This window comes from Rhizobium sp. C1 (assembly GCF_021026335.1).
Classification (GTDB): domain Bacteria; phylum Pseudomonadota; class Alphaproteobacteria; order Rhizobiales; family Rhizobiaceae; genus Ensifer_A.
In genome coordinates this window covers 69,105-88,465 of record NZ_JAJNCY010000011.1, presented here as the reverse complement: position 1 = coordinate 88,465, position 19,361 = coordinate 69,105, and the positions used below count along the sequence as shown (strand labels likewise).

General features: G+C 61.4%; 16 protein-coding genes. 8 read left to right on the top strand and 8 right to left on the bottom strand.

Annotation, left to right across the window (positions count from 1 at the left end):
* The first annotated feature begins 515 nt into the window (after positions 1-515).
* From gltB to LQK83_RS19410, 5 genes are read left to right on the top strand one after another with little or no spacing between them, the layout of a single operon-like run.
* Entirely contained in the window at positions 516-5,243 is a 4,728-nt protein-coding gene (gltB, locus tag LQK83_RS19430) for a glutamate synthase large subunit (protein WP_230839083.1), read from the top strand.
* 59 nt (positions 5,244-5,302) lie between these two features.
* On the top strand, positions 5,303-5,575 hold the full coding sequence (locus LQK83_RS19425; protein ID WP_230839081.1) for an antitoxin: 273 nt from the start codon (positions 5,303-5,305) through the stop codon (positions 5,573-5,575).
* Positions 5,575-5,970, top strand: a complete 396-nt coding sequence (locus LQK83_RS19420) for a type II toxin-antitoxin system VapC family toxin (protein WP_442966800.1) — start codon at positions 5,575-5,577, stop codon at positions 5,968-5,970. Before LQK83_RS19425 ends, LQK83_RS19420 begins: the two co-directional genes overlap by 1 nt.
* A 33-nt stretch (positions 5,971-6,003) precedes the next feature.
* Positions 6,004-6,330: a heavy metal-binding domain-containing protein gene (locus LQK83_RS19415; protein WP_230839077.1), complete on the top strand. Its 327-nt coding sequence runs from the start codon at positions 6,004-6,006 to the stop codon at positions 6,328-6,330.
* Positions 6,331-6,345: 15 nt separating this feature from the next.
* On the top strand, positions 6,346-7,800 hold the full coding sequence (locus LQK83_RS19410; protein WP_230839075.1) for a glutamate synthase subunit beta: 1,455 nt from the start codon (positions 6,346-6,348) through the stop codon (positions 7,798-7,800).
* 49 nt (positions 7,801-7,849) lie between these two features.
* Here the strand turns inward: LQK83_RS19410 and LQK83_RS19405 are convergent, their stop codons facing one another.
* Positions 7,850-9,037 (bottom strand): SGNH/GDSL hydrolase family protein, encoded by a 1,188-nt coding sequence (locus LQK83_RS19405; RefSeq protein WP_230839073.1) that lies wholly within the window; start codon positions 9,035-9,037, stop codon positions 7,850-7,852.
* 106 nt (positions 9,038-9,143) lie between these two features.
* Entirely contained in the window at positions 9,144-10,367 is a 1,224-nt protein-coding gene (locus tag LQK83_RS19400) for a lytic murein transglycosylase (RefSeq protein WP_442966799.1), read from the bottom strand.
* A 191-nt stretch (positions 10,368-10,558) separates the two neighbouring features.
* Here LQK83_RS19400 and galU point away from each other — a divergent pair, with 191 nt between their 5' ends.
* On the top strand, positions 10,559-11,446 hold the full coding sequence (galU, locus tag LQK83_RS19395; protein WP_230839072.1) for a UTP--glucose-1-phosphate uridylyltransferase GalU: 888 nt from the start codon (positions 10,559-10,561) through the stop codon (positions 11,444-11,446).
* Here the strand turns inward: galU and LQK83_RS19390 are convergent, their stop codons facing one another.
* Complete coding sequence (locus LQK83_RS19390) at positions 11,447-12,967, bottom strand: outer membrane beta-barrel protein (protein ID WP_230839071.1); 1,521 nt, start codon at positions 12,965-12,967, stop codon at positions 11,447-11,449.
* Between the two features lie 283 nt (positions 12,968-13,250).
* On the opposite strand from LQK83_RS19390, the gene LQK83_RS19385 reads away from it, so the two are divergent.
* Positions 13,251-14,243 (top strand): KpsF/GutQ family sugar-phosphate isomerase, encoded by a 993-nt coding sequence (locus LQK83_RS19385; protein ID WP_230839069.1) that lies wholly within the window; start codon positions 13,251-13,253, stop codon positions 14,241-14,243.
* A 32-nt stretch (positions 14,244-14,275) separates the two neighbouring features.
* Here the strand turns inward: LQK83_RS19385 and LQK83_RS19380 are convergent, their stop codons facing one another.
* From LQK83_RS19380 to LQK83_RS19370, 3 genes are all read right to left on the bottom strand, one after another.
* Positions 14,276-14,734, bottom strand: coding sequence for an NfeD family protein (locus tag LQK83_RS19380; RefSeq protein WP_230839068.1), 459 nt, complete (start codon positions 14,732-14,734; stop codon positions 14,276-14,278).
* 4 nt (positions 14,735-14,738) lie between these two features.
* Entirely contained in the window at positions 14,739-15,752 is a 1,014-nt protein-coding gene (locus LQK83_RS19375; protein WP_230839067.1) for an SPFH domain-containing protein, read from the bottom strand.
* Positions 15,753-15,832: 80 nt separating this feature from the next.
* Positions 15,833-16,834, bottom strand: a complete 1,002-nt coding sequence (locus LQK83_RS19370) for a GlxA family transcriptional regulator (protein WP_230839174.1) — start codon at positions 16,832-16,834, stop codon at positions 15,833-15,835.
* Positions 16,835-16,901: 67 nt separating this feature from the next.
* Between LQK83_RS19370 and LQK83_RS19365 the strand changes: the two genes are divergently transcribed.
* A complete protein-coding gene (locus LQK83_RS19365) occupies positions 16,902-17,678 on the top strand; it encodes an MBL fold metallo-hydrolase (RefSeq protein ID WP_230839065.1) in 777 nt (258 codons plus the stop codon).
* Between the two features lie 82 nt (positions 17,679-17,760).
* On the opposite strand, the gene hemH is transcribed toward LQK83_RS19365, so the two are convergent.
* The gene (hemH, locus tag LQK83_RS19360; protein WP_230839063.1) at positions 17,761-18,789 is read right to left on the bottom strand and encodes a ferrochelatase; all 1,029 of its coding nucleotides are present in this window, start codon (positions 18,787-18,789) and stop codon (positions 17,761-17,763) included.
* Between the two features lie 144 nt (positions 18,790-18,933).
* The gene (omp10, locus tag LQK83_RS19355) at positions 18,934-19,305 is read right to left on the bottom strand and encodes an outer membrane lipoprotein Omp10 (RefSeq protein ID WP_230839062.1); all 372 of its coding nucleotides are present in this window, start codon (positions 19,303-19,305) and stop codon (positions 18,934-18,936) included.
* Between the last annotated feature and the right edge of the window lie 56 nt (positions 19,306-19,361).

Below are 19,361 nucleotides of genomic sequence, written 5' to 3'. Positions count from 1 at the left end.
TCAATTGTTCCGGGGGCGGCCACCGGGAGGAGCGGGAAACCTCGAAATTTGACCAAATGGTAATATTCCGATCATCCTCGAAAGCCTTTCGAAATTTAATTTCGTCACGCTGTAATTTTACGAAAGCTTGTGCGTTTTGGCGTTAATATTTTGCCTCAAGGCTCTTGCAGCTTCGGCGTGTTTCTGGCATAGAACCGATGAAATAGGACAGGTTTGCTGTCCTATTTCGGTCTTGAAGGGCCGAAGACGCGGCAAAAACGCTGGAAACAGCGATAATTCGCGCTATAGTCCGATCGTCACTTGCGGATGATAAAGTCCGCTGAAGGGCATCAATCAAGGCATGAGAATTCCGAGGTTCCTGCGCCGTATGACGGGACAGGCGATGCTGAGGGATGCTCAATAGGTGACTGTCGCAGTCATTGTGCGGCAAGATCATGAGGGATGCGGCGTCTCGCTGCATCAAGGAAATGAACAGGGGCGTCCGCGCGTGCGGACCGGTTTTTGGAGGAAGGACGATGACGGATTTGTCGCCATCTCAGGTCATGGGTGTAGACATCGCGGCTGGTGAGACCACGGCCACGAAAACCCGCGCCTTCGCCCGAAAACTGCCGGACGCTCAAGGTCTCTACGACCCCGCAAACGAGCATGACGCCTGCGGCGTCGGCTTTGTCGCGCATATGAAGGGTGTGAAGTCGCATCAGATCGTCAAGGATGGTCTGTTCATGCTGGAAAACCTGACGCATCGCGGTGCGGTCGGTGCCGACCCGCTGATGGGCGATGGTGCGGGCATTCTGGTGCAGATCCCGGACCGTTTCTTCCGTGAAGAGATGGCAAAGCAGGGCATCACCCTGCCGAAGGCTGGCGAATATGCCGTCGGCCACATCTTCATGCCGCGCGAAGGCGACCAGATCGACCATTTCAAGAAGGTCATCGGCGAGGTGATCGCGGAAGAGGGCCAGGTGCTCCTCGGCTTCCGCGATGTTCCGGTCGACAATTCCTCCCTCTCCAAGGCGCCCGACATTGCCGCGACCGAGCCGCACCATGTGCAGGTCTTCATCGGCATGGGTGCCGGCGTGGCATCTGCTGTCGAGTTCGAGCGCAGCCTCTTCCTGCTGCGCAAGGTGATTTCCAACCGCATCTACAACGAAGGCGGCGGGCAGGAAAACCGCGACTTCTATCCGGTGTCGCTGTCGGCCTCGACCATCGTCTACAAGGGCATGTTCCTGGCCTATCAGGTCGGCGCCTATTACAAGGACCTGTCGGACCCGCGCTTCGAAAGCGCCGTCTGCCTCGTGCACCAGCGCTTCTCGACCAACACCTTCCCGTCGTGGAAGCTGGCGCATCCCTATCGCATGGTCGCCCATAACGGCGAAATCAACACGCTGCGCGGCAACGTCAACTGGATGGCGGCGCGTCAGGCTTCCGTTTCGTCGCCGCTCTTCGGCGAGGACATCTCCAAGCTCTGGCCGATCTCCTATGAAGGTCAGTCGGACACGGCCTGCTTCGACAACGCGCTCGAATTCCTCGTGCGCGGCGGCTATTCCATGGCGCATGCCGTCATGATGCTGATCCCGGAAGCCTGGGCGGGCAACCAGTCCATGTCGCCGGAGCGCAAGGCATTCTACGAATATCACGCGGCCCTCATGGAGCCGTGGGACGGTCCGGCTGCCGTTGCCTTCACCGACGGCCGCCAGATTGGCGCCACGCTTGACCGCAACGGTCTGCGTCCGGCCCGCTATATCGTCACCTCCGACGATCGCGTCATCATGGCCTCGGAAGCCGGCGTTCTTCCCGTTGAGGAAGAGAAGATCGTCACCAAGTGGCGTCTCCAGCCCGGCAAGATGCTGCTGATCGACATGCAGGAAGGCCGCATCATCTCGGACGAGGAAATCAAGTCCTCGCTTGCGAACGCGCATCCCTATCGCAGCTGGCTCGACAATACGCAGCTGATCCTGGAAGACCTGAAGCCTGTCGAACCGCGCGCGCTGCGCCGCGACGTCTCGCTTCTGGATCGCCAGCAGGCCTTTGGATATACGATCGAAGACACGAAGATCCTGATGTCGCCGATGGCGACGACGGGCCAGGAAGCCATTGGTTCGATGGGTACGGATACGCCGATCTCGGCCATGTCGTCGAAGTCGAAGCTGCTCTACACCTATTTCAAGCAGAACTTCGCGCAGGTGACGAACCCGCCGATCGACCCGATCCGCGAAGAGCTGGTCATGAGCCTCGTTTCCTTCATCGGGCCGCGGCCGAACATTCTCGACCACAAGGGTGCCTCGAAGGCGAAGCGTCTCGAAGTGCGCCAGCCGATCCTGACCAATGGCGATCTGGAGAAGATCCGCTCCATCGGCCACACGGAAGACCGTTTCGACACCAAGACGCTCGACTTCACCTATGAAGCAGAGATGGGTGCCGAAGGCATGCCAGCGATGATCGAGCGGCTGTGTGAGCGCGCCGAAGCGGCCGTCACCAGCGGCTACAACATCATCATCCTGTCGGACCGTCAGATCGGGCCGGACCGCATTGCGATCCCGGCGCTGCTGGCGACCGCTGCCGTGCACCATCACCTGATCCGCAAGGGGCTTCGCACCTCGGTTGGTCTCGTCGTCGAGAGCGGCGAGCCGCGCGAAGTGCATCACTTCTGCTGTCTGGCCGGTTATGGCGCGGAAGCCATCAACCCCTATCTCGCCTTCGATACGCTGACCGACATGCATTCGCGCGGCGAATTCCCGAAGGAAGTCGACGCCTCGGAAGTGGTCTATCGCTACATCAAGGCAGTCGGTAAGGGCATCCTCAAGGTCATGTCCAAGATGGGCATTTCGACCTACCAGTCCTATTGCGGCGCGCAGATTTTCGACGCCATCGGCCTGTCGTCGGAGCTGGTCGAGAAGTTCTTCTTCGGCACGGCGACGACCATCGAGGGCGTTGGCCTTGAAGAGATTGCCCGCGAGACGGTTGCACGGCATGAGTCGGCTTTCGGCAACGATCCGGTTCTGGCCGGCACGCTTGATGTCGGCGGCGAGTATGCCTTCCGCAAGCGTGGCGAAGGCCATGCCTGGACGCCGGATGCGATTGCCTCGCTGCAGCACGCGGCCCGCGGCAACTCGCGCGACCGCTTCAGCGAGTTCTCCGCGCTGGTGAACGATCAGACGCAGAAGATGAACGCCATCCGCGGTCTCTTCACGATCAAGGATGCCGCAGCGCTCGGCCGTCAACCGGTAGCGCTCGATGCGGTCGAGCCGGCGGTGGAGATCGTCAAGCGTTTCGCCACGGGCGCCATGTCCTTCGGCTCGATCAGCCGCGAGGCGCATACGACGCTGGCGATCGCCATGAACAAGATCGGCGGCAAGTCCAACACAGGCGAGGGCGGCGAAGAGTCCGAGCGCTACCTGCCGAAGCTCGACGGCTCGCTGCCGCTGGAGCGCTCGGCGATCAAGCAGGTCGCCTCCGGCCGCTTCGGCGTGACGACCGAATATCTCGTCAATGCCGACATGCTGCAGATCAAGGTCGCGCAGGGTGCCAAGCCTGGCGAGGGCGGTCAGCTGCCCGGCCACAAGGTGGATGCGACGATTGCCAAGACGCGTCACTCGACGCCGGGCGTCGGCCTCATCTCGCCGCCGCCGCACCATGACATCTACTCGATCGAAGATCTGGCGCAGCTGATCTACGACCTGAAGAACGTCAACCCTAAGGCCGATATCTCGGTCAAGCTCGTCTCGGAAGTCGGCGTCGGCACGGTTGCCGCCGGCGTGGCCAAGGCGCGCGCCGACCATATCACGATTTCCGGTTACGACGGCGGCACGGGCGCATCGCCGCTCACCTCGCTCAAGCATGCCGGCAGCCCGTGGGAAATCGGCCTTGCCGAAACACATCAGACGCTCGTCCTCAACGGCCTGCGCTCGCGCGTTGCGCTGCAGGTGGATGGCGGTCTGAAGACCGGCCGCGACGTCATCATCGGTGCGCTTCTGGGCGCCGATGAGTTCGGCTTCTCGACCGCGCCGCTGATTGCCGCCGGCTGCATCATGATGCGCAAGTGCCATCTCAACACCTGCCCCGTCGGCGTTGCGACGCAGGACCCGGTCCTGCGCAAGCGCTTCAAGGGTACGCCGGAGCATGTCATCAACTTCTTCTTCTTCGTTGCAGAGGAAGTGCGCGAAATCCTCGCCTCGATGGGCTTCACCAAGCTCGACGAGATCATTGGCCAGACCGACATGCTCGGCCAGGAGGCGATGATCGCGCATTGGAAGGCCAAGGGTCTCGACTTCAGCCGCATCTTCCACAAGGTGGATGCGCCGAAGGAAGCGACCTACTGGACGACGCGCCAGCATCACCCGATCGAGCATGTTCTCGACCGGACGCTGATCGAGAAGGCCATGCCGGCGCTCGAGTCCAAGACGCCGACCGCCTTCGACGTGACGATCAAGAACGTCGACCGGTCCGCCGGCGCGATGCTCTCGGGCGAAGTCGCGATGCGCTACGGCCACAAGGGTCTCAAGGACGATACGATCGACGTGACGCTGCGCGGCACGGCCGGTCAGTCGTTTGCGGCCTTCCTCGCCCGCGGCGTGACCTTCCGCCTCATCGGCGACGGCAACGACTATGTCGGCAAGGGCCTGTCGGGTGGCAAGATCATCGTCCGTCCGCCGGAAAACACGAAGATCGTCGCTGAAAACTCGATCATCGTCGGCAACACGGTTCTCTACGGCGCAATCGCCGGCGAGTGCTACTTCAACGGCGTGGCCGGCGAACGCTTCGCCGTGCGCAACTCCGGTGCGGTCGCCGTTGTCGAGGGCGTGGGCGACCACGGCTGCGAATACATGACCGGCGGCGTGGTCGTCGTCATCGGCAAGACGGGCCGCAACTTCGCGGCCGGCATGTCGGGCGGTGTCGCCTATGTGCTGGACGAGGAAGGCGATTTCGCCAGCCGCTGCAACATGGCGATGGTCGAGCTCGAGCCGGTTCCGGAAGAGGACGACATGCTGGAGAAGCTGCACCACCATGGCGGCGACCTCATGCACAAGGGCCGTGTCGATGTTTCCGGCGACATGACGCGCCATGACGAGGAACGCCTCTATCAGCTCATCGCCAACCACCTGCATTACACAGGGTCGGCACGGGCCAAGGCGATCCTTGACCATTGGGCAGACTATCGTCCGAAGTTCCGCAAGGTCATGCCGGTCGAATATCGTCGTGCGCTTGAGGACATGGAACGCATGAAGATGGGTGTCGCGGCGGAATAAGTTCACCGGTTTCGTTTGTTGTGATATGCTTCCGGCATATCACAGTGGTGGAGCCTGATATGAACGAGCATGTGAAAGACGCTGGTGAAGGTGGCGAGGTTGCAGTCGCCATCTTCAAGAATGGCCGAAGCCGTGCTGTTCGCATCCCGAAGGAATTTGATCTTGAAGGTGATCGCGCCGTGATGGTGCAGCAACCGGATGGCTCGATCCTGATGCGGACGGCAGCAACTGCCGGGCTGATCGAGTATCTCAAGCAGGCGGAAGCCTGGAGTGGAGAGGATTTCGTCGAAAGCGACGATGACCTCACGCTGCTCGATGAGGTCGAGATCTGATGCGGTACATGCTCGATACCAACATCGTTTCGGCGATCGTGAGGGATCCGCGTGGAAAGGTGTTCGAACGGCTTCTCGAGGTCGGGGAAGAGAACGCTTTTATCAGCATCATCACCCATGGTGAGATCTGGTATGGCGTGAAGAAGAACGGCTCCGAGGAGCTGACGCAAAAGGTATCGGCAGTCACGCGGCGCCTCTATGTGGCACCACTGCAGCTACCGGCAGATCAGCGTTATGCCGAGATCCGGCTGGCGCTGAGGCAAGGAAAGAATATCGGTCCAAATGACCTCTGGATCGCGGCACATGCAGTGGCGTTGGACGCCGTGCTGGTGACGAATAATGAAAATGAATTTTCCCGGGTTCCGGGGCTGAGGGTCGAGAACTGGATGAAGTAGGCGCGAGGCCGCGCCGCCGAGGGGACGCTTTAAATGATCGTCACGACGACGAACACGATAGAAGGACGCGAGATCGTCGAGTACAAGGGCATCGTCACGGGCGAGGCGATCCTTGGAACGAACGTGTTTCGCGATTTCTTCGCCAGCATCCGCGACATCGTCGGCGGGCGATCCGGGTCTTACGAGCGAGTTCTGCGCGATGCGCGCGAGACCGCTCTTTCCGAGCTGCAGGGCGAAGCCGCCCGGCTCGGTGCGAATGCAATTGTCGGTGTCGACATCGACTATGAAACGATTTCGACCGGTTCCAGCGGGTCGATGCTGATGGTTTCGGCCTCCGGCACTGCCGTTGTGGTCCGGTAAACAGGTGGGAGTAAGATGGGCAAGGTAACAGGTTTTCTGGAAATCGACCGGCAGGTGGCGAAGTATCAGACGGCGTCTGATCGTATCCGCCATTTCCGCGAATTCACGATCCCCATGTCGGATGCGGAAGTGCAGAAACAGGCCGCCCGCTGCATGGATTGCGGCATTCCCTTCTGTCATGGTGATACGGGCTGCCCGGTTCACAACCAGATCCCGGACTGGAACGACCTCGTCTATAGCGGCAAGTGGAAGGAAGCGATCGCGAACCTCCACTCGACCAACAATTTCCCGGAATTTACCGGCCGCGTCTGCCCGGCTCCCTGCGAGGAAGCCTGCACGCTGAACCTCGAAGACGTGCCGGTCACCATCAAGACGGTCGAACAGGCGATTGCCGACAAGGCCTATGAGCTTGGTTACATCGTGCCGCAGCCGGCCACGGTGAAGACCGGCAAGCGCGTGGCCGTCATCGGCTCCGGTCCGTCCGGCATGGCGGCTGCCCAGCAGCTCGCCCGCGCCGGTCATGAGGTCCATGTCTATGAGCGCGAATCCAAGGCCGGCGGCCTGCTGCGCTATGGCATTCCGGATTTCAAGATGGAGAAGAACTTCATCGACCGCCGCGTCGAGCAGATGCAGGGCGAGGGCGTGACCTTCCATTACGGCTTCAACATCGGCGTCGATATCCCGGCCGAGAAGCTGATCGCCGAGCATGATGCCGTGCTTTATTGCGGTGGTTCGGAAACGCCGCGCGAAGCCGGCATTCCGGGTGCCGATCTCGCCGGCGTGCATGACGCGATGCCCTATCTGGTTCAGCAGAACCGCCGCGTCGGCCGCGAAGACATCGACAGCGTCGGCTGGCCGTCGGACCCGATTCTCGCCGGTGGCAAGCATGTCGTCGTCGTCGGCGGTGGCGATACGGCGTCCGACTGCGTCGGCACGGCGTTCCGCCAGGGTGCGGTGCGCGTCACCCAGCTCGACATCCGCCCGCAGCCGCCGGAGAAGGAAGACAAGCTCGCCGTCTGGCCCTATTGGGCGACGAAGATGCGCACGTCCTCCTCGCAGGCGGAGGGCGCGGTGCGCGAGTTCCAGGTCGGCACGCTCGAATTCGTCGGCGAAGACGGCATCCTGACGGGTGTGAAGTGCGTGCAGGTGGATGAAAAGCGCAAGCCGATCGCCGGGACGGAATTCATCATCAAGGCCGATCTTGCCTTCATCGCGATCGGTTTCCGCGGTCCGTTCACGGACAGCGTGGTCAAGGAACTCGACGGCAAGATGGCGATCTCGACCGACAAGCGCGGCTCGCAGAACGTCATCGCCAACACGCGCGACTACAAGACCTCGGTCGACAAGCTCTGGGCAGCGGGCGACGTGCGCCGCGGCCAGTCGCTGGTCGTCTGGGCAATCCGCGAAGGCCGTCAGGCTGCTGCTGCCATCGATGAGGCTCTGATGGGTTCCACCATCCTGCCGCGCTGATAGCGCCAGGCATGGAGAATTGAGAGGCCGCTCCTTCGGGGGCGGCTTTTTATTTTGTTCTGATCTTGTAGTCGTCCACGCGGCCCGCCGGTGGTATGCCTGCGTCGCCGTGGAGGACGAGGCGGTCGCGGGCGCTGGGGGCGATCAGCAGGCCGTTTGCCGCTGGCGCGGTGTGTGCGGCAAGGGCATTGCTGCCGTCGAGCGCCGGATCGGTCATGGCGATCGGCTCTGTGCGCGTGATGACGGTCGGGGTAGGGGCCGTTGGCATGGAGAGGTTGGGCAGGCCGAAGTCCGACATCGGCGGATTGGCGGTCGCAAGGGGTACCTGGGTTGCCGTGTCCCCGAGGATGCGGCGCAGCGGTTTTTCGACGTAGAAGGCGGCCTTGGCGCGGCCGGCCTTTGTCAGGCTGACGCCATCGGAACCGCGCAGGCGCGCCTGCTGCCCGTCAACGCCCGAGCCGGTGGCGGTGAACTTGCCGTCTGCGTCGATGAAGCCTTCCCATATGTCGATGAATGTTCCGCCTGCCGCTTCCACCTGACGGCGCAGCATGAGGTTGATCGTGACGATGTCGGCGGTGAGCGACGGCGACTGGAAAGGCGGCGCGCCGACCCAGAAGACCGGGATCTGGCGCTTCGTGGCGACAGAGGTGAGTTCGGCGATTCGACGTTCGTATTCGGTCGTCCATTTCGCGGTGTGAAACTCCTCGCGCGTCCCCTCGATCAGCATCTTCTGGCGGTCGTTGGAGCCGAGCGCGATCACGACGGCGACAGGCTTCAACTCATCCAGCAAGCCGGGAAGGGCCGCGATCCAGTCGCGGTGGTCGTTGCGGACCAGGCCCGATGCGCCATCTGTCTTCTCATCGATCACCACGCCCGGTTCGCTGGCAAAGCTGTCGAGCAGCCCGTCGCCGATCGAATTGGCCATAAAGTCGCCGAGCACCAGAACGTGCCGCGCCGTGTCCAGCTTCTGGACCGGCTGCTCCGGTTTTTTTGTGCCGACATTCATGATCGAGGAGGAGGATGAGGCGGCGGCCTTCGGTTTCGGTTTAGGCTTGCGCTTCGCCGGGGCGGTTGCCGGCGCCGTCTGTTCCGGTGCCTTGCGGTAATTGCCGAACAGGAGATCGAAAAGCGTACGATGCCGTTCCTGGGCATTTGCCGGGCTGCTGAGGGCCAGCATGGCGGCAAAAAGGCCAAGCACCAGTGAGGCGGCAAGGCAGACAGGCATCAGTCTGGGCATGAAAAATCCGGCGCGTTTCATCGTGCCGGATGTCTTATCATGGAACGAAGGCCAATCAAACGGCAAGAGTGGCGCGCACCGCACCCTTTGCCGCAGACGCTGCGGATCAGCGCCGGAGATGCTGCAGCAGGCTCTTCGACGGTTCGGGTTCGCCATTCAGGCCCTTGCGCCTCATGAACGCCTCGATTGCCGCCTTGGAACCGGAGCCCAGATTGCCGTCGACTTCGCCGCTATAGTAGCCGAGTTCCTTGAGCCTGGACTGGATTTCGAACTTCTCATTCGCATCCAGAGCGCCCGCCGGGCGGGGCCAGGTCTTGACGAGACCGGAAGAGCCGGCCAGCCGGTCGGCCAGCATGCCGACGCCCAGCGCATAATTGTCGGAGGCGTTGTAGCGCTTGATGACGTAGAAATTCTTGGTCAGCAGGAAGGCTGGCCCGCCTTCGCCTGCCGGCATCTTGAGGGTTGCGCGTTCGTCCTTGAACTTGAAGCCGCGATCGCTGGGGCGGCGGAAGCCAAGCTTCTCCCATTCCGCGATCGTCTTCGTCTTGCCGTCAAGCGTGGCGGCCCGGCCGGGCACCAGAACTTCGTAACCCCAGGTGCGCCCGGTCTGCCAGCCGTTCTTGTGCAGAAGATTGGCGGCGGTGGCGAGTGCATCGGGAACGGAGTGCCAGATATCGCGCTTGCCGTTTCCATCCGCATCCACGCCGTAGATCAGGTAGCTTGTGGGGATGAATTGCGTGTGGCCCATGGCGCCGGCCCAGGAGCCGGTCATCTCCGACGGCTTGATGTCGCCGGCCTGGATGATCTTGAGCGCCGCAATCAGCTGCTTCTTGGCATAGCCGGCGCGCTTGGGATCGGCATAGGCCAGCGTCGCCAGCGCCTGGGGCACATAATGCAGCTTTTCGGTGTTGCCGAGGATCGCGCCATAATTGGATTCCATCGACCAGATGGCGACGAGGATGTTGCGATCGACACCGAAGTATTTTTCGATGGACTGAAGCGAGCGCATGTTTTTCGCTTCAGCATCCTTGCCCATTCGGACGGTGTAGGGGTTCACGCGGCTGTCAAGATAATCCCATATCTGCGTCGTGAACTCGGGTTGATACTGGGCCTTTTGAAGCACATCCGGGTCGGGATTGGTAATGCCGGAAAAAGCGGCATTGTAAGTCTGGACCGTGATGCCGGCTTTTGCGGCTTCCGGATAGAAAGCACGTATCCATTTCTCGAAGCGGGCATCGGCAAAGGCGCCTGTGGGCGCAAGCGCAAGAAAAGCGGCGGTAATTCCGCCTAAAAGAGCGGACGTCATGGAATTGCCTTTTGCATGCTTCATTGGATCGCTCCTGTGTTTGGGACACCGGGTGAGACACGCAAGTTTACAGACAGGACCTCAACAAATTCTTTACCATGCTGAAGATTTTTTGTTAGGTCTCGTTTTGGAGTGGGGGTTCAAATCCTGGTTTTTTAAACATGCAAGCTTATCGAGAGCTTGCAAAGCGTAATATTCTTGCACAAGGCCAATTCATGTCTCAGTCGAATAAAGTCCGTAAAGCCGTTTTCCCGGTCGCAGGTTTTGGCACGCGCATGCTGCCGGCGACCAAGGCCATGCCGAAGGAAATGATCACCGTCGTCGACAAGCCTGTTCTGCAATATGTCGTTGATGAGGCGATCGAGGCCGGCATCGAACATTTCGTCTTCGTGACTGGTCGAAACAAGGCTGCGATCGAAGATTATTTCGACATTCAGTTCGAGCTCGAACAGACGCTGAAGGAACGCAACAAGAAGGCTGAGCTTTCGCTTCTCGAGCATCACCGTCTGCCGGCAGGCGCGGCGAGCTTCACGCGCCAGCAGGAAGCGCTCGGTCTCGGACATGCCGTCTGGTGCGCTCGTGACATCATTGGCAACGAGCCTTTTGCGCTGCTTCTGCCCGATATGCTGATGAAGGGCGATGTCGCCTGCATGAAGGGCATGATGGACCTCTTCAGCAAGACGGGTGGCAATATTGTCGCGGTCGAGGAATGCGATCCGGCGCTGGCACACAAGTATGGAATCGTCGGCGTGGGCGACGAGATGGACGGTGGCTTCCGGATCACGGGCATGGTCGAAAAGCCGCCGCAGGGAACGGCTCCTTCCAACCTCTACATTAACGGCCGCTATATCCTGCAGCCGGAAATCTTCCATATCCTGTCGACGCAGGAGCGTGGCGCGGGCAACGAAATCCAGTTGACCGACGGCATGCTGAAGCTTGCCAAGACCCAGGAATTCTACGGCTACCGCTTCAAGGGCCGCACGTTCGACTGTGGTATGAAGGAAGGCTATGTGCTGGCGAATGTCGCCTATGCGCTGGCGCGCGACGACATCCGCACGAGTGTCGAGGCTGACCTCAAGGCGCTGCTCGCAACGCTGAAATAATCAGCGCTTCACCCTGAGCTCGGCCAGCGCGCTCCACGAGCGCGTGTCCGTGCCTGTCTTCACGTCGGTATAGTTCCAGGCAACCGTACCGGCGAGTTCGATATAGCGGCTGAGCGACCAGGCGAGACCGGCATTCGCCGACCATTCCGTTTGGTCGGAGGCGATGCCGGTCGGCGCGAACTGGCGATAGGTCGCTGCGCCGCCGAGCGTTGCCACTAGGTTGTCGATCATCTGCTGCGACACGGTCGTGCTGATCGTGTGATAGGTCGAGCCGCTGACGCCTGCCGTCGTCGAGGGATCGATGCCCGTGGTCAAGGTCAGATTGACATTCGTGCCGCGGATCGGCGACCAGTCTACCTTTCCATCCACGGTGAAGGCGTCGATCTTGGCAAGGCGGGAGTCGACGTAACGAACCTGCTTGTAGCCGACTGCGACTTCGCCGCGCAGTTTTTCCGTGAAATCCAGCTCGACGCCGGCCTTCGCCGCATAGGTATTGGCGTTGCGGTTGTAGCCGTTGCGGTCCAGCGTCTGGTCGCTGATAGCGCGGCCGAGCGAAGCTTCGACAAACGGAGTGATCGCGGGCGAGATCTGGTAGCCGAGGCGAACTCGACCTTCCGGGATCGTCTGGTTGCGGTCGCTCATGGACAACTGGGAACCATCGGCCAGCGTGGCGGCCGTGTAGACGTTGCGCGTCAGCGTTCCTGCGACCGTTCCGCGGAACTTGCCGAATTCGCGCGTGACGTCGGCGCCTGCCTTGAAGGTGTGGACGCCCGATTGCGTCGTTGCGCCGACGATCGAGTTGGGGTCCGTCGAGCTTTCACGGGCGAAGCTATAGCCCGCCGTCAGATTGGCGACGGTGAGGCGGTCGATATCGAGACGGAGCTTGGCATCGACATTGGCTGTCGGCTTGGTCTGGCCGCTGCCGCCGATATTGGTCTGCCAGACGCCGGCGGCGGAGATGCTGAGCTGGTGCAGCGACCAGTCGGAAATGATGTCGGCCTTCGCGGTGGTCTGCAGGAAGCTGCGCGTGGTTGTGGCGCCGCCATAGGTCGTGCTTTCGACGCCAATGCCTTCGCCCACGCTCGGACGAATGATGAAGGTGCCGACGCGGACGCCCGGCGCTTCGATGTCTTCGCGGCGGGGGCGCAGATTGTCGATCGAGCCGGTGCGCGTGTTGTCCATCGGCTCGCGAAAGTTCATACGGCCGAACATTTCGTCCGGGGCCGGGCTTGCCGGGCGGGCTGCGCTTGAAACCGCGGCCGGGCGCGGCTGCGTCGTGCCGGGCGCAGTGGCCGCGTCGTCAGGCGTGCCTGTTGCGTCGCCGGTGCGCAGCGCAAAATTCGTCGACGGATCGGCGGGACTGCCGGACATCGTGGAACTGGCCGACGTATCCTGAACGGCGGGCGCCGGCACCACCGTCTGCGCCTCGGCAGCCGTGCCTGCGAGGACGGCTGCCACGCCGGCGAGAAGAGACCGCGTCAGGACCGACAGGCGGAATATGGAACGATGATCGGTCGGCATGGGACAGCACGGCTTTCGGTATGATTTGGCAATAAAAGAGAAAATATTTGAACGTGGTAAACAGTCGGTTGACGCGGGCGACCGGGAGACGGAAAAACACTTGATCTTTCTGAACTGCGACGTGCAGCACATCTCGGGTTTTGACAGGCGCGCTGAAGAGACTATATAGAACCTCGCTTGCCCGGACCTGTCGCGATGGTTGCAGGCTCAAGGCAGAATTTCCCGCGAGAAGCCGACGCGTCCAACGCGGTTGAAGGCAGGCGGGTGCAAAAGGCGCGAAGCTATGATCGACAAGCCATTTACGAGCGACCGGATCGATATCACAGCGGCCGGCAAACGCACGGTGGAGACGGGAATGGCGGGCCTTGCAGCCCTCTCGCGCGCCATGGACGGGCCGCTGGGCGGCGCGTTTGCTAAGGCCGTGACGCTGATCGGCGAAAGCGCTGGCCGGGTGATCGTTACTGGCGTCGGCAAGAGCGGTCATATCGGCTCCAAGCTTGCGGCGACGTTTGCCTCGACCGGAACGCCGTCCTTCTTCGTGCATCCTGCGGAGGCCAATCACGGCGATCTCGGGATGATCACCCGCGACGACACGATACTGGCGCTTTCCTGGGGCGGCGAGACTGCCGAGATGCAAGGCATCATCGCCTTTTCACGCCGCTTCTCGATCCCGCTGATTGCGGTGACCGCCGGGGAGAAATCGGCGCTGGCGCGAGCCGCCGATATCGTTCTGCTGCTGCCGAAGGAGAAGGAGGCTTGCCCGCACGGGCTCGCACCTACCACCTCGACGACCATGCAGCTTTCCATGGGTGACGCGCTGGCGATCGCACTCCTCGAGGCCCGGGGCTTTTCCGCGACGGATTTCCGCACTTTCCATCCGGGCGGCAAGCTTGGCGCTTCGCTCACCCATGTATCGGAAATCATGCATACGGGCGAAGAAATCCCGCTCGTAGGCCTGGGAACCCTTGTGCCTTATGCAGCGATGGTGCTCTCTGAAAAGCGTTTCGGCTGCGTCGGCGTGGTCGATGCGGAAGGTTGCCTGGTCGGCATCGTCACCAATGGCGATATGGCCCGCAACATGAGCCGCAATCTGCGCGACACGAAGGTGGAAGAGATCATGACACGTGGGCCGAAGACCGTTGCCCCCCAGACGCTCGCCATGAGCGCCATGGCCATGCTCAACGATCACAACATCTCGGCGCTGCTGGTGGTGGAAGGCCAAAAAGCCATCGGCATCATCGGCTTCCACGATCTGCTTCGGATCGGGGTGGCTTGAACACCTCTTCTCCCCTTGGCGAGAAGAGGGGATCACTCCGCCTCCACCCTCAGCTCATTCCCCGACGCGCTGACGATCCTGACTTTCGTCCCCGCAGGCGTATCCGGTCCCGAAACGCTCCACGTTGTATCGCCCACCTTCACCCGTCCGCGCCCGTTCTCAATCGCATCCGTCACCGTCACCACACGGCCGACAAGGCTTTCGCTGCGGCGGTTGAGGTGGGGCTCATCGCTTGCCGTCTCACCACGCTTCAGCACCGAGCGGCCGATGAGGACGGCGACGAAGGAGAGGATGACGAAAGTGACGACCTGAACCTGCCAGGCCCAGATCGCAGAACCCCAGAGGATGAGCGAGAGGAGGCCGGTGGCGATGCCGGCGAGACCGATCCAGAACAGGAAGACGCCGGGGACGACGATTTCCAGGATCAAGAGGACTACGCCCAGAACCCACCAGCTCCATGGTCCCGCGCGGGCGACAAGATCGCTGATCATGGCGTCAGCTTTCGCGGGTCGGGGTGATCGGCGGGGTCACGACCGGTGTGGTGCGCGGACGTGCCGGTTGAGCCGCAGGGCGGGGCGCTGCGGCGGGCTGATCGCCGAAGACCTCGCGGGCGATGGCGCCGATGCCGCCGAGCGAGCCGATGAGCGAGGAGGCTTCCATGGGCATCAGCACGACCTTGGAATTCGGGCCGGAGCCGATCGCCTGCATGGCTTCGGTATATTTCTGCGCCACGAAGTAGTTGATCGCCTGTACGTCGCCGGACGCAATGGCTTCCGAGACCATCTGCGTGGCCTTGGCTTCTGCTTCGGCCTGCCGTTCGCGCGCTTCGGCGTTGAGGAAGGCGGCCTGCCGCTCGCCCTCGGCCTCCAGAACGGCGGCCTGCTTGGCGCCCTCGGCGCGCAGGATCTGGGCGTTGCGTGACCCTTCGGCTTCGAGAACCTGAGCACGCTTTTCGCGCTCTGCCTTCATCTGGCGGGCCATCGCGTCCACGAGGTCCTTGGGCGGGCGGATATCCTTGATCTCGACGCGGGTGATCTTGAGGCCCCACGGGCTTGCGGCGTCGTCCACCACATGCAGCAGCCGGTCGTTGATCTTGTCGCGGTTCGACAGCAGCTCATCGAGGTCCATCGAGCCCATGACGGAGCGAATGTTGGTCATGGTGAGGTTGAGGATTGCCTGTTCGAGATTGGCGACCTGATAGGCGGCCTGCGCGGCGTTCAGCACCTGATAGAAGGCGACGGCGTCGGCGGTGACAGAGGCATTGTCCTTGGTGATGACCTCCTGGGTCGGCACGTCCAGCACCTGTTCCATGACGTTCATCTTCGCGCCGAGGCGATCGATGAAGGGAATGATGAGGTTGAGGCCGGGCTCCAGGGTGCGCGTGTAGCGGCCGAAGCGCTCGACCGTGTAGCGGTAGCCCTGCGGCACGGTCTTGATGCCGGAATAAAGGAAGATGATCGCCAGCACCACGATGGCAATGATGGTGATGTCCGAACCCGAAAAGTCCATGGATGTCCCTCCAGCCTGCGTCGCGCGTCTTCGCGCGGTTGACGGCGCAGGTTGTAGCATGAACGTGGGGAGGCCGGTGGTTATTTCAAGTTTACTGCGTCCGATTTTGCCGGTGCAGCGCCGGTAGAGCGCTTGCGGAACTGGCCCGGCGTCATGCCAGTCTCCCGGGCGAAGACATTGCGGAAGAAGGCGAGGTCGCCAAAGCCCGCCTGTTCTGCAATTTCCTCCAGCGGCTTCGAGGTCGATATCAACAGCTCCTTGGCGATCTCTACCTTGCGCAGTTGCACGTATTTGACAGGCGTAACGCCGTAAACGTCGAGAAAGCGGCGATGAAATGTACGCAGGCTCATACCGGAGATCGCGGCCATTTCGGCCACGGTGAGTGTGTTCGGCTGCCTGCGTGCAATTTCAGTTTCCAGAGCGGCGAAGGTTGTTTTTTCTCTGGGGGCGGCAAGAAGCTGCGTCGCATAGGCCGATTGCTTCTGGCGCATCGTGTCCGCCAGCATGTGCCGGGCAAGGCGGCCAGCGAAGGCTGTCCCGCAGATATTCGCGACCAGATGCAGGCAAAGGTCGACAATGGAGAACAGTCCGCCTGCAGTGATCATGCGGCTGCTTTCGATCAGCATTTCACGGCTGTTCCAGCGAACGTCCGGAAAGCGTCTGGCGGCGAAATCGGCCCAGGCCCAGTGAGTCGTTGCCGCCTGGCCGTCCAGAAGTCCGGCGGCCGCCGGCAGGAATGCACCGAGGCACGCGCTGGCGATGACAGTGTCCGAGGCTGCGATTCGGGCCAATGCAGCCATGTCGTCATCATCAGGCGTGTAAACGCCATCAAAACCCTCGATAGGCGGGATGATAAAGTAGTCCGGTGTCACCGTGCTGACGGGTTCAAGCTTCAGCATGCCGTCCTGAAACACGAAGTGCCCCTCATGGCCGACAAGTTTCACATCGAATGTGGACGTCGTCGACAAGCGGTTCGCCGTGCGGAAAATCGATGCCGCGATAAGGGCGAAACTCGCAGACGCCCTGCGATGCAAGAAAATGGCGGTCGTCGTATTTGGCATAAACACATCCAAAAATGTCATATCAGCCAATTGCTGTTCCTCCCGTTGGCTATAGGTTCATGGCATTAATTTGTCAAAGGAGGCAAAAATGCCAAATTCAAAAGTGACGGTTACGCTGATCGGCGGACCCACTGTCCTGATCGACTATTGCGGGCTGAGGTTTCTGACCGATCCAACCTTCGACCACGCGGGCGAGGAGTACCCGTCGTCCGGCGTGACGTTGCGAAAACTCACGGAGCCCGCGTTTCGGCCTGCGGCGCTTGGAAGGGTAGATGCGGTGCTTTTGAGCCATGACCAGCACAAGGACAATCTCGACGTTTCCGGCCGCGCCTTTCTCGCTGAAGTACCATTGCTGCTGACAACCCCTATTGGTGCCCAACGGCTTGGCAACGAGACAAAGGGGCTGGCGGAGTGGGAAAGCCTGGAACTACAAACGCCAACTGGTCAGCGTGTGCGTGTGACGGCGACACCCTGCCGCCATGGTCCAGCGGGTATAGAGCCCATCGCGGGCGACGTCATCGGCTTCTTACTGGAGGCTCTCGATGGCAGCGCCGAAACGCTTTATGTAACCGGCGATACGGTTTTCTATGAAGGCGTCGCCGAGGTTGCGCGACGGTTTTCACCACGTCATATCATTGCGTTCGCCGGGGCGGCTCGGCCGCGCGGGCCGTTCGACCTCACCATGTCGGCAAACGATGTTCTCGATACTGCGCATGCGTTTCCACAGGCCACAATCATTCCGGTCCATTCGGAAGGCTGGGAGCATTTCACGCTCCCGGCGCAGGCGTTGGCGGAGGTTTTTGCCAGGTTGGGTCTTTCAGACCGCCTACGTTTGATCGCGCATGGAGAGACAATTTCTCTCTGACGACGCAACTGAGAAAGCCGTTCAGCTCGCGGCAGCGCGCTGAACGGATCGCATCAAGTTCGGAATGACGGAGCAAATACGCTTACACCCAGCCCTGCAATTCGCGCCGCAGCACCTTTTCCAGCACATTCATCCCATCCACGCTGTCGTTGAGGCAGGGGATATGCGTGAAGTGCTCGCCGCCATTGTGCTCGAAGCTTTCCTTCGCTTGCTCGGCGATTTCTTCCAGCGTTTCCAGACAGTCGGAGACAAAGCCCGGATTGATGACGGCAATGCGCTTCGTGCCCGTCTTGGCCAGTTCCTCGACCGTCTTGTCGGTGTAGGGTTGCAGCCATTCTTCCGGCCCGAAACGCGACTGGAAGGTGACGCGGAACTTTTCCTTCGTCCAGCCGAGCTTTTCGCGCACGAGGCGCGCCGTCTTCATGCACTGGCAGTGATAGGGATCGCCGGCCTTGAAATAGGATTGCGGAATGCCGTGGAAGGAGGCGAGCACGACTTCCGGCTCCCAGTCGAGCGTGGCGAGATGCGCGGTGATCGAATTGGCCAGCGCCTCGATATAGGCAGGCTCGTCATGATAGGGCGGCACGGTGCGGATGGCCGGCTGCCAGCGCATCTTCTGCAGCTTTTCGAACGCCTTGTCGTTGACGGTCGCGGTCGTGGCGGCGGCATATTGCGGATAGAGCGGGAAGAGCACGATGCGCTCGCAACCCGCGGCCTGCAGCGCCTCGATGCGCGAAGCGATCGACGGATTGCCGTAGCGCATGCCCCAATCGACAACGACATTGGGCAGATCCTTCAGGCGCTCGGCCATCAGTTCACCTTGAGAGCGGGTGTAGGTGCGCAGATAGCTTTCGTTGCGCTCCTTGTTCCAGATCGTCTCATAGGCCTTGCCGACCTTGGCGGGGCGGCGGTTCAGCACGATGCCGTACAGGATGGGATACCAGAAGAGCCGTGACCATTCGATGACGCGGCGGTCGGTCAGGAACTCTTCCAGATAGCGGCGCATCGAGGCCTTGTCGGTGCCGTCGGGTGTGCCGAGGTTGACGAGGAGAACGCCGACTTTTCCGAAGGCGACTTTTGGGTGGTCGGCAGGGAGCGCGCCAGGCATCATGATCTCAATCTTCCGCTTTCGAATGTGTGTCACGCCCATATAGGCGAATTCGTTGCCACTTGTATTGATGTTAGACGGCTATACGACAAAAAAGCGCGGATGGTTGTCCGCGCTTTCGTCAATTCAAACCTGTTTCGGTGTCGCTCAGACGGCCTTGCGGGCGAGCGAGAACTGGGCGCCGGAATCGGTGGTGCAATTGAGCTGGTTCGGCGTGACAAGGGCACAGTTGACGCGCGACTGCGTGTTGCGCACCAGCGAGGTCATGTTGATTTCGACCACCTTGGGTGCGCTGCTCGTATAGGTGCCGGAGGCGAGCAGCTGGTTGGTGTCGGTCGTGCGCGTCGTGAATGTGCCGGCCTGGAAGCTGGACACGATCCCGTTCGGGTCTATCCACTGGCCTTCCACGGTTGTCGGCTGCTGCTGGATGGGCGGCAGCGAGCGCGGCGCGGGCGACGACATGCAGCCGGCCAGCGCGAGGCTGGAGCCGAGGATAAGGCAGACGGATGATTTTTTCATGGTATTCTCCGGCATGTTCATGGACCATGAAAGGCTGACGCTCGCGGCGTCTTTAT

Bases quoted from the DNA above. Each gene is read 5' to 3' on its own strand.
- LQK83_RS19365 (WP_230839065.1), top strand. From the start codon at position 16,902: ATGCCAAATTCAAAAGTGACGGTTACGCTGATCGGCGGACCCACTGTC.
- LQK83_RS19375 (WP_230839067.1), bottom strand. From the start codon at position 15,752: ATGGACTTTTCGGGTTCGGACATCACCATCATTGCCATCGTGGTGCTG.
- LQK83_RS19390 (WP_230839071.1), bottom strand. From the start codon at position 12,967: ATGCCGACCGATCATCGTTCCATATTCCGCCTGTCGGTCCTGACGCGG.
- LQK83_RS19400 (WP_442966799.1), bottom strand. From the start codon at position 10,367: ATGAAGCATGCAAAAGGCAATTCCATGACGTCCGCTCTTTTAGGCGGA.
- LQK83_RS19405 (WP_230839073.1), bottom strand. From the start codon at position 9,037: ATGCCCAGACTGATGCCTGTCTGCCTTGCCGCCTCACTGGTGCTTGGC.
- LQK83_RS19425 (WP_230839081.1), top strand. From the start codon at position 5,303: ATGAACGAGCATGTGAAAGACGCTGGTGAAGGTGGCGAGGTTGCAGTC.
- LQK83_RS19420 (WP_442966800.1), top strand. From the start codon at position 5,575: ATGCGGTACATGCTCGATACCAACATCGTTTCGGCGATCGTGAGGGAT.
- LQK83_RS19385 (WP_230839069.1), top strand. From the start codon at position 13,251: ATGATCGACAAGCCATTTACGAGCGACCGGATCGATATCACAGCGGCC.
- hemH (WP_230839063.1), bottom strand. From the start codon at position 18,789: ATGATGCCTGGCGCGCTCCCTGCCGACCACCCAAAAGTCGCCTTCGGA.
- LQK83_RS19380 (WP_230839068.1), bottom strand. From the start codon at position 14,734: ATGATCAGCGATCTTGTCGCCCGCGCGGGACCATGGAGCTGGTGGGTT.
- LQK83_RS19410 (WP_230839075.1), top strand. From the start codon at position 6,346: ATGGGCAAGGTAACAGGTTTTCTGGAAATCGACCGGCAGGTGGCGAAG.
- LQK83_RS19415 (WP_230839077.1), top strand. From the start codon at position 6,004: ATGATCGTCACGACGACGAACACGATAGAAGGACGCGAGATCGTCGAG.
- omp10 (WP_230839062.1), bottom strand. From the start codon at position 19,305: ATGAAAAAATCATCCGTCTGCCTTATCCTCGGCTCCAGCCTCGCGCTG.
- LQK83_RS19370 (WP_230839174.1), bottom strand. From the start codon at position 16,834: ATGACATTTTTGGATGTGTTTATGCCAAATACGACGACCGCCATTTTC.
- galU (WP_230839072.1), top strand. From the start codon at position 10,559: ATGTCTCAGTCGAATAAAGTCCGTAAAGCCGTTTTCCCGGTCGCAGGT.
- gltB (WP_230839083.1), top strand. From the start codon at position 516: ATGACGGATTTGTCGCCATCTCAGGTCATGGGTGTAGACATCGCGGCT.